Origin of the sequence: Tenacibaculum holothuriorum (assembly GCF_002120225.1) — a bacterium.
Classification (GTDB): Bacteria; Bacteroidota; Bacteroidia; order Flavobacteriales; family Flavobacteriaceae; genus Polaribacter; species Polaribacter holothuriorum.
Map to the genome: position 1 here is coordinate 289,928 of NZ_LAPZ01000002.1, position 17,302 is coordinate 307,229.

General features: G+C 32.3%; 18 protein-coding genes. 13 read left to right on the forward strand and 5 right to left on the reverse strand.

Going from position 1 to position 17,302, the window contains the following annotated elements:
- Nucleotides 1–48 precede the first annotated feature (48 nt).
- Both pheS and WH52_RS04270 read left to right on the forward strand, forming a co-directional pair.
- Entirely contained in the window at nucleotides 49–1,068 is a 1,020-nt protein-coding gene (gene pheS / locus WH52_RS04265) for a phenylalanine--tRNA ligase subunit alpha (RefSeq protein ID WP_086029690.1), read from the forward strand.
- 88 nt (nucleotides 1,069–1,156) lie between these two features.
- On the forward strand, nucleotides 1,157–1,552 hold the full coding sequence (locus tag WH52_RS04270; RefSeq protein ID WP_086029691.1) for a hypothetical protein: 396 nt from the start codon (nucleotides 1,157–1,159) through the stop codon (nucleotides 1,550–1,552).
- Here the strand turns inward: WH52_RS04270 and WH52_RS04275 are convergent.
- Complete coding sequence (locus tag WH52_RS04275) at nucleotides 1,545–1,904, reverse strand: cupin domain-containing protein (RefSeq protein WP_086029692.1); 360 nt, start codon at nucleotides 1,902–1,904, stop codon at nucleotides 1,545–1,547. The two genes, WH52_RS04270 and WH52_RS04275, sit on opposite strands and share 8 nt — an antisense overlap.
- Nucleotides 1,905–2,080: 176 nt before the next feature.
- On the opposite strand from WH52_RS04275, the gene WH52_RS04280 reads away from it, so the two are divergent.
- The 5 genes from WH52_RS04280 to WH52_RS04300 all read left to right on the forward strand — a co-directional run bounded on the left by WH52_RS04280 (nucleotide 2,081) and on the right by WH52_RS04300 (nucleotide 8,357).
- The gene (locus tag WH52_RS04280) at nucleotides 2,081–3,445 is read left to right on the forward strand and encodes an alanine/glycine:cation symporter family protein (RefSeq protein WP_086029693.1); all 1,365 of its coding nucleotides are present in this window, start codon (nucleotides 2,081–2,083) and stop codon (nucleotides 3,443–3,445) included.
- A gap of 58 nt (nucleotides 3,446–3,503) precedes the next feature.
- Nucleotides 3,504–5,258 (forward strand): aspartate--tRNA ligase, encoded by a 1,755-nt coding sequence (aspS, locus tag WH52_RS04285; RefSeq protein WP_086029694.1) that lies wholly within the window; start codon nucleotides 3,504–3,506, stop codon nucleotides 5,256–5,258.
- A gap of 16 nt (nucleotides 5,259–5,274) precedes the next feature.
- Nucleotides 5,275–5,742: a hypothetical protein gene (locus tag WH52_RS04290; protein ID WP_143592047.1), complete on the forward strand. Its 468-nt coding sequence runs from the start codon at nucleotides 5,275–5,277 to the stop codon at nucleotides 5,740–5,742.
- 82 nt (nucleotides 5,743–5,824) lie between these two features.
- Nucleotides 5,825–6,526 carry a DUF6503 family protein gene (locus WH52_RS04295; protein ID WP_086029696.1) on the forward strand — a complete coding sequence of 234 codons (702 nt, stop codon included), beginning with the start codon at nucleotides 5,825–5,827 and terminating at the stop codon, nucleotides 6,524–6,526.
- A gap of 55 nt (nucleotides 6,527–6,581) precedes the next feature.
- Nucleotides 6,582–8,357, forward strand: coding sequence for a chloride channel protein (locus WH52_RS04300; protein ID WP_086029697.1), 1,776 nt, complete (start codon nucleotides 6,582–6,584; stop codon nucleotides 8,355–8,357).
- On the opposite strand, the gene glpQ is transcribed toward WH52_RS04300, so the two are convergent.
- From glpQ to WH52_RS04320, 4 genes are all read right to left on the reverse strand, one after another.
- Nucleotides 8,347–9,327, reverse strand: a complete 981-nt coding sequence (glpQ, locus tag WH52_RS04305) for a glycerophosphodiester phosphodiesterase (RefSeq protein WP_086029698.1) — start codon at nucleotides 9,325–9,327, stop codon at nucleotides 8,347–8,349. The genes WH52_RS04300 and glpQ overlap by 11 nt on opposite strands.
- Before the next feature lie 31 nt (nucleotides 9,328–9,358).
- Nucleotides 9,359–10,270 (reverse strand): glutaminase, encoded by a 912-nt coding sequence (locus tag WH52_RS04310; RefSeq protein ID WP_198938382.1) that lies wholly within the window; start codon nucleotides 10,268–10,270, stop codon nucleotides 9,359–9,361.
- 154 nt (nucleotides 10,271–10,424) lie between these two features.
- Complete coding sequence (locus tag WH52_RS04315; RefSeq protein WP_086029700.1) at nucleotides 10,425–12,323, reverse strand: amidophosphoribosyltransferase; 1,899 nt, start codon at nucleotides 12,321–12,323, stop codon at nucleotides 10,425–10,427.
- Between the two features lie 74 nt (nucleotides 12,324–12,397).
- Nucleotides 12,398–13,324: a PfkB family carbohydrate kinase gene (locus WH52_RS04320; protein WP_086029701.1), complete on the reverse strand. Its 927-nt coding sequence runs from the start codon at nucleotides 13,322–13,324 to the stop codon at nucleotides 12,398–12,400.
- 74 nt (nucleotides 13,325–13,398) lie between these two features.
- Here WH52_RS04320 and WH52_RS04325 point away from each other — a divergent pair, with 74 nt between their 5' ends.
- From WH52_RS04325 to WH52_RS04350, 6 genes are all read left to right on the forward strand, one after another.
- Entirely contained in the window at nucleotides 13,399–13,824 is a 426-nt protein-coding gene (locus WH52_RS04325; protein ID WP_086029702.1) for a SufE family protein, read from the forward strand.
- 14 nt (nucleotides 13,825–13,838) lie between these two features.
- A complete protein-coding gene (locus tag WH52_RS04330; protein ID WP_143592049.1) occupies nucleotides 13,839–14,624 on the forward strand; it encodes a hypothetical protein in 786 nt (261 codons plus the stop codon).
- Between the two features lie 2 nt (nucleotides 14,625–14,626).
- On the forward strand, nucleotides 14,627–14,947 hold the full coding sequence (locus WH52_RS04335) for a DUF59 domain-containing protein (protein WP_086029704.1): 321 nt from the start codon (nucleotides 14,627–14,629) through the stop codon (nucleotides 14,945–14,947).
- A 4-nt stretch (nucleotides 14,948–14,951) separates the two neighbouring features.
- Nucleotides 14,952–15,461: a DUF2480 family protein gene (locus WH52_RS04340; protein ID WP_086029705.1), complete on the forward strand. Its 510-nt coding sequence runs from the start codon at nucleotides 14,952–14,954 to the stop codon at nucleotides 15,459–15,461.
- A gap of 21 nt (nucleotides 15,462–15,482) precedes the next feature.
- On the forward strand, nucleotides 15,483–16,331 hold the full coding sequence (locus WH52_RS04345) for a DUF3078 domain-containing protein (protein ID WP_086029706.1): 849 nt from the start codon (nucleotides 15,483–15,485) through the stop codon (nucleotides 16,329–16,331).
- A 79-nt stretch (nucleotides 16,332–16,410) separates the two neighbouring features.
- Nucleotides 16,411–17,250 carry a DUF3078 domain-containing protein gene (locus WH52_RS04350; protein WP_086029707.1) on the forward strand — a complete coding sequence of 280 codons (840 nt, stop codon included), beginning with the start codon at nucleotides 16,411–16,413 and terminating at the stop codon, nucleotides 17,248–17,250.
- Nucleotides 17,251–17,302: the final 52 nt, after the last annotated feature.

Below are 17,302 nucleotides of genomic sequence, written 5' to 3' on the forward strand. Positions count from 1 at the left end.
TTTCGTAAAAAACTGTAAATTTGCAACCTAATTTTTCGGATTGAAACAATGTTAGACAAGGTAAAAGAATTGATTGGTGATGTTGAAGCTTTTAAAGCAACATCGAAAGAAGAAGTTGAAGCTTTCAGAATTAAATATTTAGGTAGCAAAGGTTTGCTTAAAGGTTTATTTGCAGAGTTTAAAAATGTAGATGCAGAATTACGTAAAGATTTTGGTCAAGCATTAAATAATTTAAAAAAATCTGCTGAATCTAAAGTAACAGAATTAAACGATGCTTTAGAAAGTGCTATTGAAGACAAAGGTGTTTATGGAGATTTAACGCGTCCTTCTGAACCAATCGAATTAGGTTCTCGTCATCCAATTTCTTTGGTTAAAAATCAGATTATTGAAGTATTTAACCGTATTGGTTTTACTGTTTCTGAAGGACCAGAGATTGAAGATGATTGGCACAACTTTACCGCTTTAAATTTACCAGAATATCATCCAGCACGTGATATGCAGGATACTTTCTTTATTGAAAAAAATCCTGACACATTATTAAGAACTCATACTTCTTCTGTACAGGTACGTTATATGGAAAACAACGAGCCTCCAATTCGTACAATTTCTCCTGGACGTGTATTTAGAAATGAAGATATTTCTGCGCGCGCACACTGTATTTTCCATCAAGTAGAAGGATTATATATAGATACCGATGTTTCTTTTGCCGATTTAAAACAGACGCTTTTATATTTTACCAAAGAGATGTTTGGTAAATCTAAGATTCGTTTACGTCCGTCGTATTTCCCATTTACTGAGCCAAGTGCAGAGGTAGATATTTACTGGGGATTAGAAACTGAAACAGATTACCGTATTACCAAAGGAACTGGTTGGTTAGAAATTATGGGATGCGGAATGGTTGATCCGAATGTATTAAAGAACGCCAATATTGATCCTACAAAATATAGCGGCTATGCTTTTGGAATGGGAATAGAGCGTATTGCAATGTTATTATACCAAATTCCAGATATTAGAATGTTCTATGAAAACGATAAGCGTTTCTTAGAGCAATTTAAGTCTGTGATTTAATTTTTTAAAAAATAATAAAATAGAGATAAAAGAGGAGAGACAAGTAAGTCTCTTTTCTTGTTTCTTATCTCTCTAATCTTTATAAGAAATGAGAAAAGATATTCATATACCAAAGGTTACTGGAGTAGAAATAGCTGTTGTTTTAGACAAAAACGAAAAAGACAACACCGATGAATGGGGTGTATATATCATCAACAGAAAAAACGTTGACTTAGAAATGGTTGTTATCGTTTCTCAAGGATTTTCTGAAACTAAAAAAACCTCTTTATTTAGAAGAAAAATAGATGTATTACCAGCAAACTCATACTCTAAATTTGAAGTAATGCCTCCAGAACTATTTGCCTTAGATAATCGTTTTCAAGTAACATTCTTTGAGAATAATCAGTTACACGATAAAACTTATATTTTTCAAGCAGAAACTATTCAAGAAGGATTTGCACGTGACATCGATATGTTAGACAAAAAAGGAATAGCTATTAAATAGATTCGTAAGTTTCTACAGTAATATCTGCCATTACATTTCCTGTGTGTTTGGTACTTAACGGTTCAAACAAAAGCAAATGTACCTCTTCTTTGGCTATAGGCTTATGATCTACTCCTTTAGGAACAATATAAAACTCTCCTTCGTTTAGCGTAATAATCTCATCTCGTAACTCAAGAAGTAACTGTCCTTTTAAAACCATAAAAAGTTCATCTTCATTTTCGTGGTTATGAAAAACAAATTCTCCTTTAATTTTCGCCAATAAAATTTGTTGACCATTTAATTCTCCTATCTTCTTTGGAGACCATCTATCTGAAAACAGATTTAACTTTTCTTGAATATTTATTACTGACATCGTTTTAGCTTATACTCCCTTTGGTTCGTATTAGAGCTCATTAAATTACTCTTTTTCTATGATTATATTCAACCATGTTTAATTTAACACAACTATTTTTTATTTGTTAAGCTCTTATTGTTTTATAATTATATTGAAATTTCTTTCCCTAAATTAGTTCTTTTAAAACTAAGTACATGTTTTTATCTATTCAAGATATTGTAGCGCAATTCTCCAGTTGGGTTTGGGGGCTTCCTTTGTTAATTCTACTAATTGGTGGTGGACTATTTTTATTCATCTACTCAGGTTTAGTTCCCTTCCGATATATGGGACATGCCATTGCAATCTTACGTGGTAAATACGACAAACACGATTCTCCTGGAGATTTATCTCATTACGAAGCTTTATCATCTGCAATTGCTGCTACGGTTGGAATGGGAAATATTAGCGGAGTTGCCATTGCAATAGCCACTGGTGGACCCGGAGCAATATTTTGGATGTGGGTAAGTGCATTTGTAGGTATGGCAACTAAATTTTTCACTTGTAGTCTTTCTATTATGTATCGAGGAAAAGACGAAAACGGAAATATTAAAGGAGGGCCAATGTATGTTATTACCGAAGGTTTAGGTAAAAAATGGAAACCTTTAGCTGTCTTTTTTGCTTCGGCTGGTTTGGTAGGAACCTTACCTGCATTTCAAGCCAATCAATTAACGCAAACGTTGGTAGATGTTTTTCAAGTAAACGAAGGCAATTTATTTACATCTAAACTATTACTTGGTTTCGTTATAGCACTAATTACTGGACTTGTTATTTTTGGCGGAATACAACGTATTGGCAAGGTAGCAGGTAAATTAGTACCAGTTATGGTTGTTATTTATTTGATAACTGTACTTACTATTTTAGTTTTAAGAATTGAACAAGTGCCAGAAATATTCTCCTTAATTTTTTCGGATGCTTTCTCTGGAAAATCAGTTTTGGGTGGTGCTTTAGGAACATTGATTATAACTGGAGTAAAACGAGCTGCTTTTTCTAACGAAGCAGGATTAGGAACTGCACCAATGATGCATGGAACTGCAAAAACCAAAGAACCAATTCGAGAAGGTTTAGTTGCTATGTTAGGTCCAGCAATCGACACACTTTTAGTATGTACTTTAACAGCGTTGGCAATTCTTTCTGCAGGAATTTGGAAAAACTTTTCTGGAAACGGAATTTCTTTAACCTTAGCTTCTTTTGATGCTGTTTTACCAGCAAGCATAGGAAGTATTATTCTTACAATTTGTGTGTTAATTTTCGCGTTCTCAACGTTGTTTACCTATTCTTTTTACGGTTTTAGTTGTTTAAGCTATTTAACCAATAGTAAAATCGGTAAATATTATAATCACATCTATATAATTACCATTGTTATTGCTGCTATCATTAAGTTAGATTTTGTTATTAACTTAATCGATAGTGCCTATGCCTTAATGGCAATTCCTACAGTATTATCCACATTGATTTTAGCTCCAAAAGTTAAAAAAGCAGCGACAGATTATTTTACCCGTTTAAAAAATCAAACCACTTAAATCATTCTTCGTTCATTTCCGTTTATTTACGTAATTTTGCACCTCAAAATTTCAAGAAATGTACAGAACGCATACTTGTGGCGAGTTAAGAGCGTCGCATATCAATACAGAAGTAACCCTTTCAGGTTGGGTGCAAAAATCACGTGATAAAGGATTTATGATTTGGGTAGATTTACGTGATCGTTACGGAATTACACAGTTAATTTTTGATGAAGAGCGTACTGCTAAAGACTTAATGGAAAAGGCAAAAACCTTAGGACGCGAATTTGTAATTCAAGTAAAAGGAACTGTTATCGAACGTGCTTCTAAAAATGCAAACATTCCAACAGGAGATGTTGAAGTTTTAGTTTCTGAATTAGAAATTTTAAACGAAGCAAAATTGCCACCGTTTACTATTGAAGATGAAACAGATGGAGGAGAAGATATTCGTATGCAATATCGTTATTTAGATATTCGTCGTAATCCAGTGAAGAATAGTTTAGTATTCCGTCATAAAGTTTCTATGGAAGTTCGTAAATATCTTTCTGACAAAGGATTTATCGATGTGGAAACTCCATATTTAATTAAATCAACTCCAGAAGGAGCTCGTGATTTCTTAGTACCTTCTCGTATGAATGCTGGTCAGTTTTACGCATTACCACAATCGCCACAAACCTTTAAACAATTATTAATGGTAGGTGGAATGGATAAGTATTTCCAGATTGTAAAGTGTTTTAGAGATGAAGATTTACGTGCCGATCGTCAACCAGAGTTTACTCAAATAGACTGTGAAATGGCTTTTGTTGAGCAAGAAGATATCTTAGAAATTTTTGAAGGAATGACGCGTCATTTATTAAAAGAAATCAACGGAGTTGAGGTAGATAAATTTCCAAGAATTACGTTTGATGAGGCAATGCGTAAGTACGGAAATGACAAGCCAGATATTCGTTTTGGGATGGAGTTTGGTGAGTTAAACGAAGTAGCACAACACAAAGAATTCAAAGTATTTAACGATGCTGAACTAGTAGTTGGTATTGCTGTTCCTGGAGGAGCTTCGTATACACGTAAAGAAATTGATAAATTAATAGATTGGGTAAAGCGTCCACAAATAGGAGCTTTAGGAATGGTATATGTAAAGTGTAATGAAGATGGTTCATTTAAATCGTCTGTAGATAAGTTCTACGATCAAGAAGATTTAGCAAAATGGGCGGAAGCTACAGGAGCAAGAGCAGGAGATTTAATCTGTGTACTTTCTGGGAATACCAATAAAGTGCGTGCACAATTAAGTGCGTTACGTATGGAAATGGCAGAACGTTTAGGTTTACGTAAACCAGATGAGTTTGCACCGTTATGGGTAATCGACTTCCCATTATTAGAGTTAGATGAAGAAACAGGTCATTATCATGCAATGCACCACCCGTTTACTTCACCAAAACCAGGTCAGTTAGCGTTATTAGATACAAATCCAGGTGATGTAAAAGCAAATGCATACGATTTAGTATTAAATGGAAATGAAATCGGCGGAGGTTCTATTCGTATTCACGATAAAGAAACACAAGCGATCATGTTTAAGCATTTAGGATTTACCGAAGAAGAAGCAAAAGCTCAGTTCGGATTCTTAATGGATGCATTTGAATATGGTGCGCCACCGCACGGAGGTTTAGCATTTGGTTTAGACCGTTTAGTAGCTATTTTAGGAGGACAAGAAACCATTCGTGATTTTATCGCATTCCCTAAAAACAACTCTGGTCGTGATGTAATGATTGATGCACCAGCAACAATTGACAATGCACAGTTAGAAGAATTAAGTATTCAATTGGATGTTAAAGAATAAATCAAAATATAAAATTATGAAAAAGATAAAAAGTCTATTACTTTTAATCACTTGTATCATTATTACGTCATCATGTTCAGATAATAATGGAGTAGATAATTTGACAGATAAAGAGTTGTTATCTAAAAAATCTTGGATTTTTAACAAATTTGAATTTTTAAGCTCTTCTTTCAATCCGCATAATTTTACCCCTGAAAATTTTGAAGATCGAGTAAATACTGTATATAAAGATTTAAGCATAACCTTTAACTCTGATGAAACTGGTAAGATTAAATCATCAAACATAAATAAAACCTTTACATGGAAATTAGTTGATAACAAATTAACAATGACACTTCCTAATCCTACTGAACCGACAGATGATGTTGTTGATTATATTCTTTCTATTAATGATACTGAAATGCAATTAAAAATGATAGATAGTTTTACTTTATTTATACAAAATAAAGAGGTAAATGCTAAAGGAATTCAATATTATAAATAAGTAAAATATTATTATATTATTATGTCCCGTTCTAAATTAGAGCGGGATTTTTTGTTACTTTTAATGTATAATAGACTTTAAAATGAAAAAACTACTCATACTTCTTATTTCAATTGTATCTGTTCAATCATATACTCAAGAGCTTACAGGAAAACAATTGTTAGATAAAGCAATTCAACATCATGATCCGAATGGAAATTGGAAAACTTTTAACGGAACTTTGTTCGTTACTATGGAAACTCCTAAAAGACCAAATAGAGATAGTGAAATACAAATAAATCTTCCAGAAGAATATTTTTATATCAAGGCTACTAGAGGAGAAAACACTACAGAATATACTCTCAATAAAGAAAATTGTTCAATTAGTTTCAACAGAAAAACACCTACAGAAACTGAAAAAAAGGAACATAAATTAAGTTGTAAAAGAGCAAACTTGTATAAAAATTATTATACGTATTTGTATGGACTTCCGATGAAATTAAAAGACAACGGAACCATTATACATGATAAAGTGGAACGTAAAACTTTTAAAGGAAAAGAGTACTTGGTGTTAAAGGTTACTTATGATCAAAAAGTAGGTTCGGATACTTGGTATTTCTATTTCAATCCGAAAACCTATGCAATGGAAGTGTATCAGTTTTTTAAAGATAAACCTAACAGTGGAGAATATATTTTACTAACAGGAGAAGAAGCTATCAACGGAATTAAAATGCCTAAAAATAGAGCATGGTACTACAATAAAAATGATGGTTATTTAGGAACAGATATTTTAAAAAATAAATAATATCGTTGCGAGAAATGGGGCAATCGTTTATTTTATCCGTAAAGTTTACCGTAAAATGCCAAACACAAAACAACTATTTAAAAAATTACTCATTTGGAGGTATAAATACATTTCTGAAAGACAGTTTGTATATGTGCTGAGTGTTTTAGTTGGTTTTTTAGCGGGTTTAGGTACGTTGGTACTTAAAAATTTTACTTACTTTTTTCAAAATATTTTAGAAGGAAAATTTGTCAAAGATATTCATCATTTACTCTATTTTATTTTCCCAATAATTGGACTTTTTATTGTTTTTTACATAAAAAACAAGTTCATCAAAAAAGAAATAGGACATGGTATTTCAACTACCTTACATGCTATTTCTAAAAGAAGCGGAATCATAGAACGCTATAAAATGTATGCTTCTTTATTAACAGCACCTATTACGGTAGGATTTGGAGGTTCAGCAGGATTGCAAGGACCTGCTGTAAGTACAGGAGCAGCATTAGGGTCGGGAGTAGCGCAGTTGTTTCATATGAATACCAAAACACGTATGTTACTTATTGGATGTGCTACCGCTGGAGCAATGTCATCGATGTTTAAGGCACCCGTTGCAGCCATTATTTTTGCAGTAGAGATTTTTAGTTTAGACTTGGCCTTTGCATCCTTAGTCCCGTTGTTGTTGGCATCTGTTTCAGCAGTGATAACTTCTTATTTTTTCTTAGGAAAAGATGTATTATTAGGATTTCAATTACAAGATGAATTTCAAATAACCGATTTATTGTTTTACGTGTTGTTAGGAATAGGCACTGGAATCGCCTCAGTATATTTTTCTAAAATCTATTTTGCAATTACCAATTTTTTCAAAAGAATCAAGAAGCCTAAACATCGTCTAATTTTTGGAGGAATTATCATTGGTTTGCTACTGTTTTTAATTCCACCTTTATATGGAGAAGGATACCATTTAATTAATAGTTTATTAGAAGGAAATGCAGTAGAAGCTTTAAAAGATATTCCTTATAGTTTGAACTTCGAGAATACATGGACAGTCATCATTTTTTTATTGATAATTACCTTGTTTAAAGCCATAGCAATGACCACTACATTTGCCGCAGGCGGAGTAGGAGGTATTTTTATTCCAACGTTAGTAATGGGAAGCGCTTTAGGAAATGTATTTGCCAAAGTTATTAATCAGTTTGGAGGAAATGTTTCGGAAAGTAATTTTACTCTTATTGGAATGACGGGATTAATGGCGGGAGTGCTTCATGCTCCTTTAACTGCCATTTTCTTAATTGCTGAAATTACGGGAGGGTATGAGTTGTTTGTGCCTTTGATGTTAGTAGCAGCCATTTCATATGCGTTGACAAAGTATTTTGTATCAAACTCTATTTACACTATTGAATTGGCTAAAAGAGGGGAGTTGATTACACATGATAAGGATAAGAATGTGATGATGATGATGAAAATAGATAAGTTAATTGAGAAGAATTTTGTAGCTATTCATCCAGACATGACTTTAGGAGAAATGTTAAGAGAAGGGGTCGCAAAATCATCCAGAAACTTATTTCCAGTATTAGATGATAAACAGCGTTTTATGGGAGTTGTTTTATTAGATGATATACGTCCACTATTGTTTGAACAGGAGATGTATGATAAGCTAACCATTGAGGTGTTAATGAAGAGTGCACCAGCGGTTATTTTTCATAATGATACCACAGAACAAGTAATGCAAAAGTTTAAGGAAAGTGGGGCTTGGAACCTTCCTGTAGTAAAAGATAATAAGTACCTAGGATTTATATCAAAATCTAAATTATTATCTGTTTATAGAAAGAAACTTATTGAGGTTACTGTTTAAAAAGAAATGCCACCATTTTATCTGGAAAATCTGTAAATCCACCATCTACATTTGCGTCAATCAATAAAACATGTATCATTTCATCAAATGAAGAAAACTCGTCTAACTGATCTGCTCTAAAAGTATACGGGTGTACTTTTAAACCATATTTATGAGATCGCTCTACTAAACTTGTAAAGGCAAATTTCCCATCTACTTTTTTCGATATAATTTGTTTGTACCAAGGACCAATACCATCTGCATAGGTAGCAAAATGTTTTAACCGCTTAGTTTCTTCTTCAAATTCGATTAATTGAACTAAAAACAAGTTCGAGTTAAGCTCTTTTCTCACACGCTCTAGCTCTTTGGCGTCAAAACATTGAAAAATACATTTGTCGGATTTGGTTTTATATCCATATTCGCGAAGAACATCCAAAGTAATTTTGGCAATGTCTTTTCCGTTGGTATGATGAAACTCTGGATTTTTAATTTCAGGATAAATCCCAATATTCTTACCAGTACTATAGTTTAATCCTTGAATCAGTTCTATTTCTTGCTGAAGAGAATGCAGTTTGAAGTTTCCTTTTCCTTTTGGAAAACGATTTGAGTAAAACTGTTTTCCTGTTTTAGGATTAAATCGTTCTGTAACTTGTAATTGTTGTAATTCATCGAAAGTAAAGTCAATTACATAATAACGATTGTCAGCTCTTTTTCTGTCAGGAAAAACTTCGTAAGCATTGGTAACATCATCTAAATAAATATCATGAATCACTACTGGGACATCGTCTTTACTTAGTACCAAATCTTGTTCTATATAATCTGGATTCATTGCATGGGCCATAGCTTTGGCTTCCATAGTGTGCTCAGGTAAATATCCAGAAGCTCCTCGATGTGCAACTACAATTTTGTTTCCCATAATTTTTGATGATGATTTAGAGGTGTTACAATTGTATAAAATACATAAAACAAATATGAAAATTAGTTTTTTCATGAATGATAAATTTTAAGTATTGTGTTAATATTTAAAAGATAGATAATTCTGTTACTGTAGTGAAGCTTTCTAAAAACTTCATCCCTCTATAAGAGTTGCCTTTTTCATTTAGTTTCGGGCTCCAAACAGTAATACAATATCTGCCTGGGTGAACCGCTACAATTCCTCCTCCAACACCACTTTTTCCAGGGAGTCCAACCCTAAAAGAAAACTCTCCAGATTCGTCATAGAAACCACAGGTTTGCATAATGGCATTTATTCTTTTCGTTTTACTTATACTAAGTACATTTTCTCCTTTGATATTAAAGTTGGTATTTGCCAAAAACATAAAAGTTTTTGAGAGTTCTTGACATGTCATTTCTATAGAGCACATATTAAAATAGAAATCCAAAACTTGTTCTGGATGATTGGTTATGTTTCCAAAAGACTTAATATAGTTACATAATGCTTTATTTCTATAACCAACAGAAGCCTCTGATTTTGCTACTGTCTCTGAAAATTGAATTTGATCACAATTGCTAATTTCTCTTACATATGTTAAAAAATCCTCTTTAGGGTTTTTAAGCTCACTTACAAGAATATCACAAATAACGATTGCACCAGCATTGATAAACGGGTTTCTAGGGATACCGTGGTCTGATTCTAATTGAACTAAAGAATTAAAAGAGGTTCCAGAAGGTTCTACACCAACACGATCCCATATACGATCCCCTAGTATTTTATAAGCCAAACTCAATGATAAAACCTTTGATATACTCTGAATAGAGAACTTTTTTTGCCAGTCTCCAATTCCATGTTCTTCATGTTCAGTAGAAAGAAAACATGCACCAAAATTATCTGCACTAACTTTTGCTAGCTCTGGAATATACGTAGCAACAGTACCATTGTTTTCTTCTGAAACAACGGTTTGATAAATATCTTTTAAAACAGCTTTATAGTTAATTGTTTTAAGTTCCATGTTTTTATTTAATTCAAAAAAATCTAGAACTAAAATAAAGGAATTTATCGAACAGTAAATGTTCTCTTTTCTGATTTTTAGAAATAAAAAAGACCCCATGAATATGAGGTCTTTTATGTAGTCTAATATGTTTATGATTTTAATAAGCTCGTTTGTCGTTTCCTTCGTAATAATTTATAAAGGCATTGTTTACTACTCTATGACCTCCATCGGTAGGATAGTTACCTGTAAAATACCAATCTCCTAAATTATCCGGACAAGCTTTGTGGAGTCCACTTACCGGTTGGAAAATTACTTCAACATCTGCTTTAATTTCAGAGGTCTTCAACATTTCAGCAATCTTCATAGAAACTTGCTCATCGGTAAAAGGAGCATAAATCTCTTTTACATAATTAACAATGTCTTTGTCTTGATTTGCTTGTTGTTGTTTACATTTATTGTAAACGTCCTCTATTATTTGCTCTTGACCAGTTTCTTTTAATAATTCAACTGCTGCTTTAAAGGCAATAAAATCACCAATTTTAGCCATGTCAATTCCGTAACAATCTGGGTAACGAATTTGAGGTGCAGATGATACTACCACTATTTTCTTAGGGTTTAAACGGTCTAAGATTTTGATAATACTCTTTTTTAAGGTTGTACCACGTACAATACTATCATCTATAATTACTAAGTTGTCGGTAGGCTTTACTACTCCGTAAGTAACATCGTAAACGTGTGCTACTAAGTCGTCTCTACTACTGTCATCAGTAATAAAGGTACGAAGTTTAGCATCTTTAATTGCTATTTTTTCAAAACGCGGACGTTGTGATAATATCTCCGTAACACGTTCTTTTGAAAGCTTTCCTTCACCAGCGATAATAGCATCTGTTTTTTGTTTGTTTAAAACGTCTTCTGCAGCTTCAATCATTCCAAAGAAAGAAGTCTCTGCTGTATTTGGTATGTATGAGAAAACAGTGTTCTCTAAATCGTGGTCTATAGATTTTAAAACTTCAGGGAAAACATATTTTCCTAAGTTTTTACGCTCTTTATAAATAGAAGCATCACTACCTCTTGAGAAATAAATACGCTCAAAAGAACAAGCTTTCTTTTCTCGTTGAGCCAATACTTCTTTCATAGAAACATTGCCGTTTTTCTTTATGATAAGCGCATTTCCACGTTCAATTTCCTTAATTTCTTCAATCGGTACGTTGAACGTAGTTTGAATTACCGGTCTTTCAGAAGCAACTACTACTACTTCATCGTCTTTGTAATAAAAAGCAGGTCTAATTGCTGATGGATCTCTTAATACAAATGCATCACCATGTCCAATTAATCCAGCCATAGCATAACCTCCATCCCAGTTTCTAGAAGAACGCTGAAGTATACGCTGAATATCTAAATGTTCTTCAATAAATGGAGACGCTTCTTTTTTACTTAACCCTTCAGCTTTAGCTCTTAAATACAAATCGGAAACCTCGTCTTCTAAGAAATGTCCAATCTTTTCCATTACTGTAACAGTGTCGGTAGCTTCTTTTGGGTGCTGACCTAATTCAACAAGTTCTTTCATTAACTCACCAGAATTGGTCATATTAAAATTACCTGCAACAATTAAACTTTGATGCCTCCAGTTACTTTGACGTAAGAAAGGATGTACATTTTCAATGCTGTTTCCACCAAAAGTTCCATAACGAACATGACCAAGAAATAAGTTTCCTAAATATGGAATGTTCTCTTCTTGCCATTTTACATCATTAAGTTTGTCTTGGTTTTTATCGAAAACTCCGTTAACACGTTCGTTAATTTGTCCGAAAATGTCTTGAATAGGACGTGTTTTGTTAGAACGGATTCTACTAATATATCTCGTTCCTGGTTCTACATTAAATTTAATACTTGCTAAACCTGCACCATCTTGTCCGCGATTGTGCTGTTTTTCCATTAGTAAGTACATTTTGTTTACTCCATAAAACGCGGTTCCGTATTTGTCTTTGTAATACTGTAATGGTTTTAGTAAACGAACCATTGCAATTCCGCATTCGTGTTTTATAGCATCACTCATTTAATTGTTTTCTATTTAGTTGTGTTGTAGGTGTTGTATAAAAAAATCCGCACCAAAAAGCGCGGATTTATATATTATGATAATTCAATATCGAATTGTGTTAACTCTTTAAAAGCCTGCAAACGAGTTTGAACTTCTTCGCTTGTTAGCTCTTCCATTCGTTGTGTTCCGAATTTCTCAACGCAGAACGAAGCTAAATTAGAACCGTAGATAATTGCATTCTTCATATTTTCAAAAGAAATATCTTCGGTCTTTGCTAAATATCCGCAGAAACCTCCTGCAAATGTATCTCCTGCTCCTGTTGGATCAAATACTTCTGCTAATGGTAATGCTGGGGCATAGAACATTTTTCCTTCGTTAAATAATAACGCTCCGTGTTCTCCTTTTTTAATTACCACATATTTAGGTCCCATTTCATGAATCTTCTTAGCTGCATTTACTAATGAATACTCTCCGCTTAACTGGCGAGCCTCTTCATCATTGATTGTAATTACATCAATACGCTTTAAAACTTCATGTAAATCGTTTAAAGCAATGTCCATCCAGAAATTCATAGTATCTAACACTACTAATTTCGGGCGTTCATTCATTTGATCTAAAACTGAAGCTTGTGTCAATGGGTGTAAATTACCTAACATTACGATACCAGCATCTTTAAATGCTTCTGGTACTACAGGTTGAAAATGCTCTAATACATTCAATTCAGTAACTAAAGTATCACGAGAGTTCATATCGTTATGGTATTTACCACTCCAAAAGAACGTTTTTCCATCCTTTACAATTTCAATTCCATCGGTATTAATACCTTTATTTTCCATCATATCTAAGTATGACTGTGGAAAATCTCCTCCAACTACAGAAACTACTCCTGTCTTTACTCCAAATTGAGAAGCTGCTAAACCTACGAAAGTTCCTGATCCTCCTAAAATCTTATCTGTTTTACCAAAAGGTGTTTCAATAGCATCAAAAGCTACCGTACCTACTGCTAATAATTTACTCATTTCTTAAATTTAATATGTAATTTTGCACATTCAAATAAAATCTGTCTGCGACAGTGCAAAAATAGTTCTAAAAAATGACTATCAAAGAAATACAAGAAGAAATTATTGATGAGTTCTCAATGTTTGAGGATTGGATGGAGCGTTACGAGTATATTATTGAATTAGGAAAATCGTTACCTTTAATAAATGACACTTATAAATTAGATGAAAACTTAATTAAAGGATGCCAATCTAAAGTATGGTTACATTCTGAATTAAAAGGTGACATCATAGAGTTTACTGCAGATAGTGATGCTATTTTAACCAAAGGAATTGTTGCGTTATTATTACGCGTTTTTTCCGACCAAACACCACAAGCTATCTTAGATGCCGATACTAATTTTATTGATGAAATCGGATTGAAAGAACATTTGAGTCCAACAAGGGCAAATGGATTGGTATCTATGGTTAAGCAAATAAAAATGTATGCTATTGCACAACAGAGTAAGTTAAACACTTAAATACAAATATTATTATGAAAAAGGTTTTTAGTTTATTATTGATTATTATTTTTTTGATTAGTTGTTCAGAAAACAATGAAGAAGAAATAAGTAAAACACCAAAATTATTAACTAAGATAACAACTACTGAAGTTTCTTTGAATAATGGAGTACCTCAAACTTTAGTTTCTACAACAGACATAATTTATGATACTGACAATAAATTAGTCCAGTCAGCATATAATGAGCATAATGGTTCTTTTATAGAAACAAGTAAATTTATATATTCTAACAACAAATTGACTCAAAGAGAAAATTATAATACAAATAATGAGTTGATAGGAAAAACTACATACGAATATAATGGAGAAAATATTATAAAACGTTCTTCATATGGAAATGGAGGAACGACACTATCTAAAGAAAACTCTTATACTTACAATTCAAATAATCAATTGATTAAAAATGTAGAAGTTGGGTATTTTGGCAGTCAACCACAAACTTATACAAGAAAATATGAGTATTTACCTAATAGTCAAGTAAAAGTAACAAACACAAGTAATAATAATTATTTCGTTGTAACTTTTGACAATAAGAAAAGACCAGAAGCTGAAATTCCTTACTTAATGCCAATTTTAAAACTAGAAGCTGAATCTACTTTACCCAACAACCCAACAAAATGGGAAGATTTTTTAAATGGGCAACTTAATCACTCAAATACCATAACTAACGAATATGATAGTGAAAACTTCTTAGTTAAGAGAATTACGAATAATGGCGCAAATTCAAGTTACACTAGAGAATACACCTATAACAAATAACAATGACAGAAGATAAATTAGAAGAATTAGGAGATAAAATAGTTCGTGTATTAAAGACAATATACGATCCAGAAATACCGGTAGACATTTACGAGTTAGGTTTAATCTATGATGTTTTTGTTTCTGAAGAAAACGATGCAAAAATATTAATGACATTAACGTCACCTAACTGTCCTGTTGCAGAAAGTTTACCAGTAGAAATTGAAGAAAAAGTAAAAACATTGAAAGAAATTAACAACTGTGAAGTTGAAATTACTTTTGATCCTACTTGGACACAAGACATGATGAGTGAAGAAGCTAAGTTAGAATTAGGTCTTTTATAAAATAATGGCAGAAGAAATAATAAATAGAGTAGCAAATAGCAGTCTTATAACTATTGACTTAGAAGATTTTTATCCATCAGGAAATCGTGTTCTTTTCGATATTAAAAATTGGTTATATGAAGGGTTAATTCTTCGTGAAAAAGACTTTAGAGAACACGTTAAAAATCATGATTGGTCTCAACACCAAGATAATTATGTTGCTTTAACATGTTCTTCGGATGCTATAATTCCTTCTTGGGCATATTTATTATTATCAACCCAATTAGCTCCTTTTGCTAAAAAAGTAGTTGTAGGAAATCTTGAATTATTAGAAACTGTTGTATATCAAGAAATCATCAATAATTTAAACATTTCTGAATACGACAACAAGCCTGTAATTATTAAAGGTTGTACCAATAAACCTATTCCTGCTTCTGCATATACTTTACTTATTGAGAAAATTCAGCCTGTAGCTAAAACCATTATGTTTGGCGAGGCTTGTTCTACAGTTCCGTTATATAAAAAGAAAAAATAAACTCCTTAGTTTTCATAAGTAATGAAAAAACTACTACTTGCGATTTTCGTTTGTTGTTCTTTCACTATTTCCTCTCAAGAAAAAAAAGATAGTATTTCTAAAAAATGGACTATTAACGGAAAGCTTACTTTTTTATTCAATCAATCTGCGTTTTCAAATTGGGTTGCTGGTGGAAACAATACAATTGCAGGAAATATTGCTATTAACTACGATTTCAATTACAAAAAAAGAAATTGGAACTGGGATAATAAAATCACTTCTTCTTACGGATTGAGTTATGTAACCAGCCAAGGTGTAAGAAAAACAGACGATAGATTTGAGTATAATTCTTTATTAGGATTAAAAGCACAACAGTATTGGTATTTTTCTTTTTTCAACAATTTTAAGACACAATACACCAACGGATACGATTATAAAAAAACACCTAAAGAGAAAATTTCAAGTTTTTTAGCACCTGCATATTTAAGTTTTGGTCCGGGTATGCTTTGGAAAAAATCTGATAATGCAAGAATAAACATTGCGCCTGCTACTACTCGATTTACCTTTGTTTCTGATGAATTTTCAGGAAAATACGGAGTCCCTGAAGGCAAAAATTCTGTATTCGGATTAGGTTTTAATCTATCTGCTTACTACAAATTTCTAATAATGCAAGATGTAACTATGGAAAACATTTTAGCATTGTATTCAGACTATCTAGAAAAACCACAAAATATTGATATTGATTATCAAATGAACTTCTTTGTAAAAGTTAATAAATACTTATCAATGAATATTGCTTTTCATGCCATTATTGATGATAATGCTTCAAGTAAAATTCAGCTAAAACAAGTGTTTGGATTAGGTGTGAATTACCTTTTCCATAAAATGTGACTTTTTTAAAATATCTTTGTCTAACATTTAAGTAAAGCGTAGTTTTGCGCTCCAAATTTTTGAAATCAAATAAAAAACAATGAAAAAATTATTAGCTATAGCATTATTTATCGGTGCAATAACCGTAAATGCTCAAGACAAAAAAGAGAAAAAAAAGGAAGAAGGTTGGAAAAGAACTGGTAATATTTCTTTCTTGTTCAATCAATCTGCTTTTAACAACTGGTTAGCGGGAGGTACAAACAACATATCTGGTACTTTAGGCTTAAACTACGATTTTAACTACGCAAAAGGAGATTGGACTTGGGATAACAAGTTAATCGCTTCTTATGGTTTAACGAAGTTAAGAGGACAAAATTTACAAAAGACTGATGACCGTTTAGAGTTAAACTCTCTAGCAGGTAAAAAAGCTAGTGATTACTGGTATTACTCTGCTTTCTTTAACTTTAAAACCCAAATGTCTTCTACAGATGTTAACGGAGTTCAACAATCTCACTTTTTCTCTCCTGCATATTTCCAAATTGGTCCTGGTATGTTATGGAAAAAGCATGATAACTTAAAAGTAAACATTGCTCCTGCAACTTCTAAACTTATTGTTATTGATGGTGATTTAACCAAAAACGGAGAAGCTTTTGGTGTAGCTCAAGGAGAAACAACTCGTTATGAATTAGGTGCTTCTGTAAGCGGTTACTACAAGTTTAACTTAATGGACAATGTTTCTGTAGAAAACATTTTAAATTTATATAGTAACTATTTAGAAGATGCTCAAAATGTAGATATCGATTATACAGTAAACGTTGTAATGAAGATAAACAAATACTTATCTGCTAACTTAGCATTACAAACTATTTATGACGATAACGCATTTAAAGGTTTTCAAACAAGAGAAGTTTTTGGTTTAGGAGTAAACTACGGTTTCTAATCAAAGAACTAAAAATAAATACAGCAAACCTCAAGAGTTATTCTTGAGGTTT

Coding starts and splice junctions, on each gene's coding strand:
- pheS (WP_086029690.1), top strand. CDS start 49: ATGTTAGACAAGGTAAAAGAATTGATTGGTGATGTTGAAGCTTTTAAA.
- WH52_RS04270 (WP_086029691.1), top strand. CDS start 1,157: ATGAGAAAAGATATTCATATACCAAAGGTTACTGGAGTAGAAATAGCT.
- WH52_RS04275 (WP_086029692.1), bottom strand. CDS start 1,904: ATGTCAGTAATAAATATTCAAGAAAAGTTAAATCTGTTTTCAGATAGA.
- WH52_RS04280 (WP_086029693.1), top strand. CDS start 2,081: ATGTTTTTATCTATTCAAGATATTGTAGCGCAATTCTCCAGTTGGGTT.
- aspS (WP_086029694.1), top strand. CDS start 3,504: ATGTACAGAACGCATACTTGTGGCGAGTTAAGAGCGTCGCATATCAAT.
- WH52_RS04290 (WP_143592047.1), top strand. CDS start 5,275: ATGAAAAAGATAAAAAGTCTATTACTTTTAATCACTTGTATCATTATT.
- WH52_RS04295 (WP_086029696.1), top strand. CDS start 5,825: ATGAAAAAACTACTCATACTTCTTATTTCAATTGTATCTGTTCAATCA.
- WH52_RS04300 (WP_086029697.1), top strand. CDS start 6,582: ATGCCAAACACAAAACAACTATTTAAAAAATTACTCATTTGGAGGTAT.
- glpQ (WP_086029698.1), bottom strand. CDS start 9,327: ATGAAAAAACTAATTTTCATATTTGTTTTATGTATTTTATACAATTGT.
- WH52_RS04315 (WP_086029700.1), bottom strand. CDS start 12,323: ATGAGTGATGCTATAAAACACGAATGCGGAATTGCAATGGTTCGTTTA.
- WH52_RS04320 (WP_086029701.1), bottom strand. CDS start 13,324: ATGAGTAAATTATTAGCAGTAGGTACGGTAGCTTTTGATGCTATTGAA.
- WH52_RS04325 (WP_086029702.1), top strand. CDS start 13,399: ATGACTATCAAAGAAATACAAGAAGAAATTATTGATGAGTTCTCAATG.
- WH52_RS04330 (WP_143592049.1), top strand. CDS start 13,839: ATGAAAAAGGTTTTTAGTTTATTATTGATTATTATTTTTTTGATTAGT.
- WH52_RS04335 (WP_086029704.1), top strand. CDS start 14,627: ATGACAGAAGATAAATTAGAAGAATTAGGAGATAAAATAGTTCGTGTA.
- WH52_RS04340 (WP_086029705.1), top strand. CDS start 14,952: ATGGCAGAAGAAATAATAAATAGAGTAGCAAATAGCAGTCTTATAACT.
- WH52_RS04345 (WP_086029706.1), top strand. CDS start 15,483: ATGAAAAAACTACTACTTGCGATTTTCGTTTGTTGTTCTTTCACTATT.
- WH52_RS04350 (WP_086029707.1), top strand. CDS start 16,411: ATGAAAAAATTATTAGCTATAGCATTATTTATCGGTGCAATAACCGTA.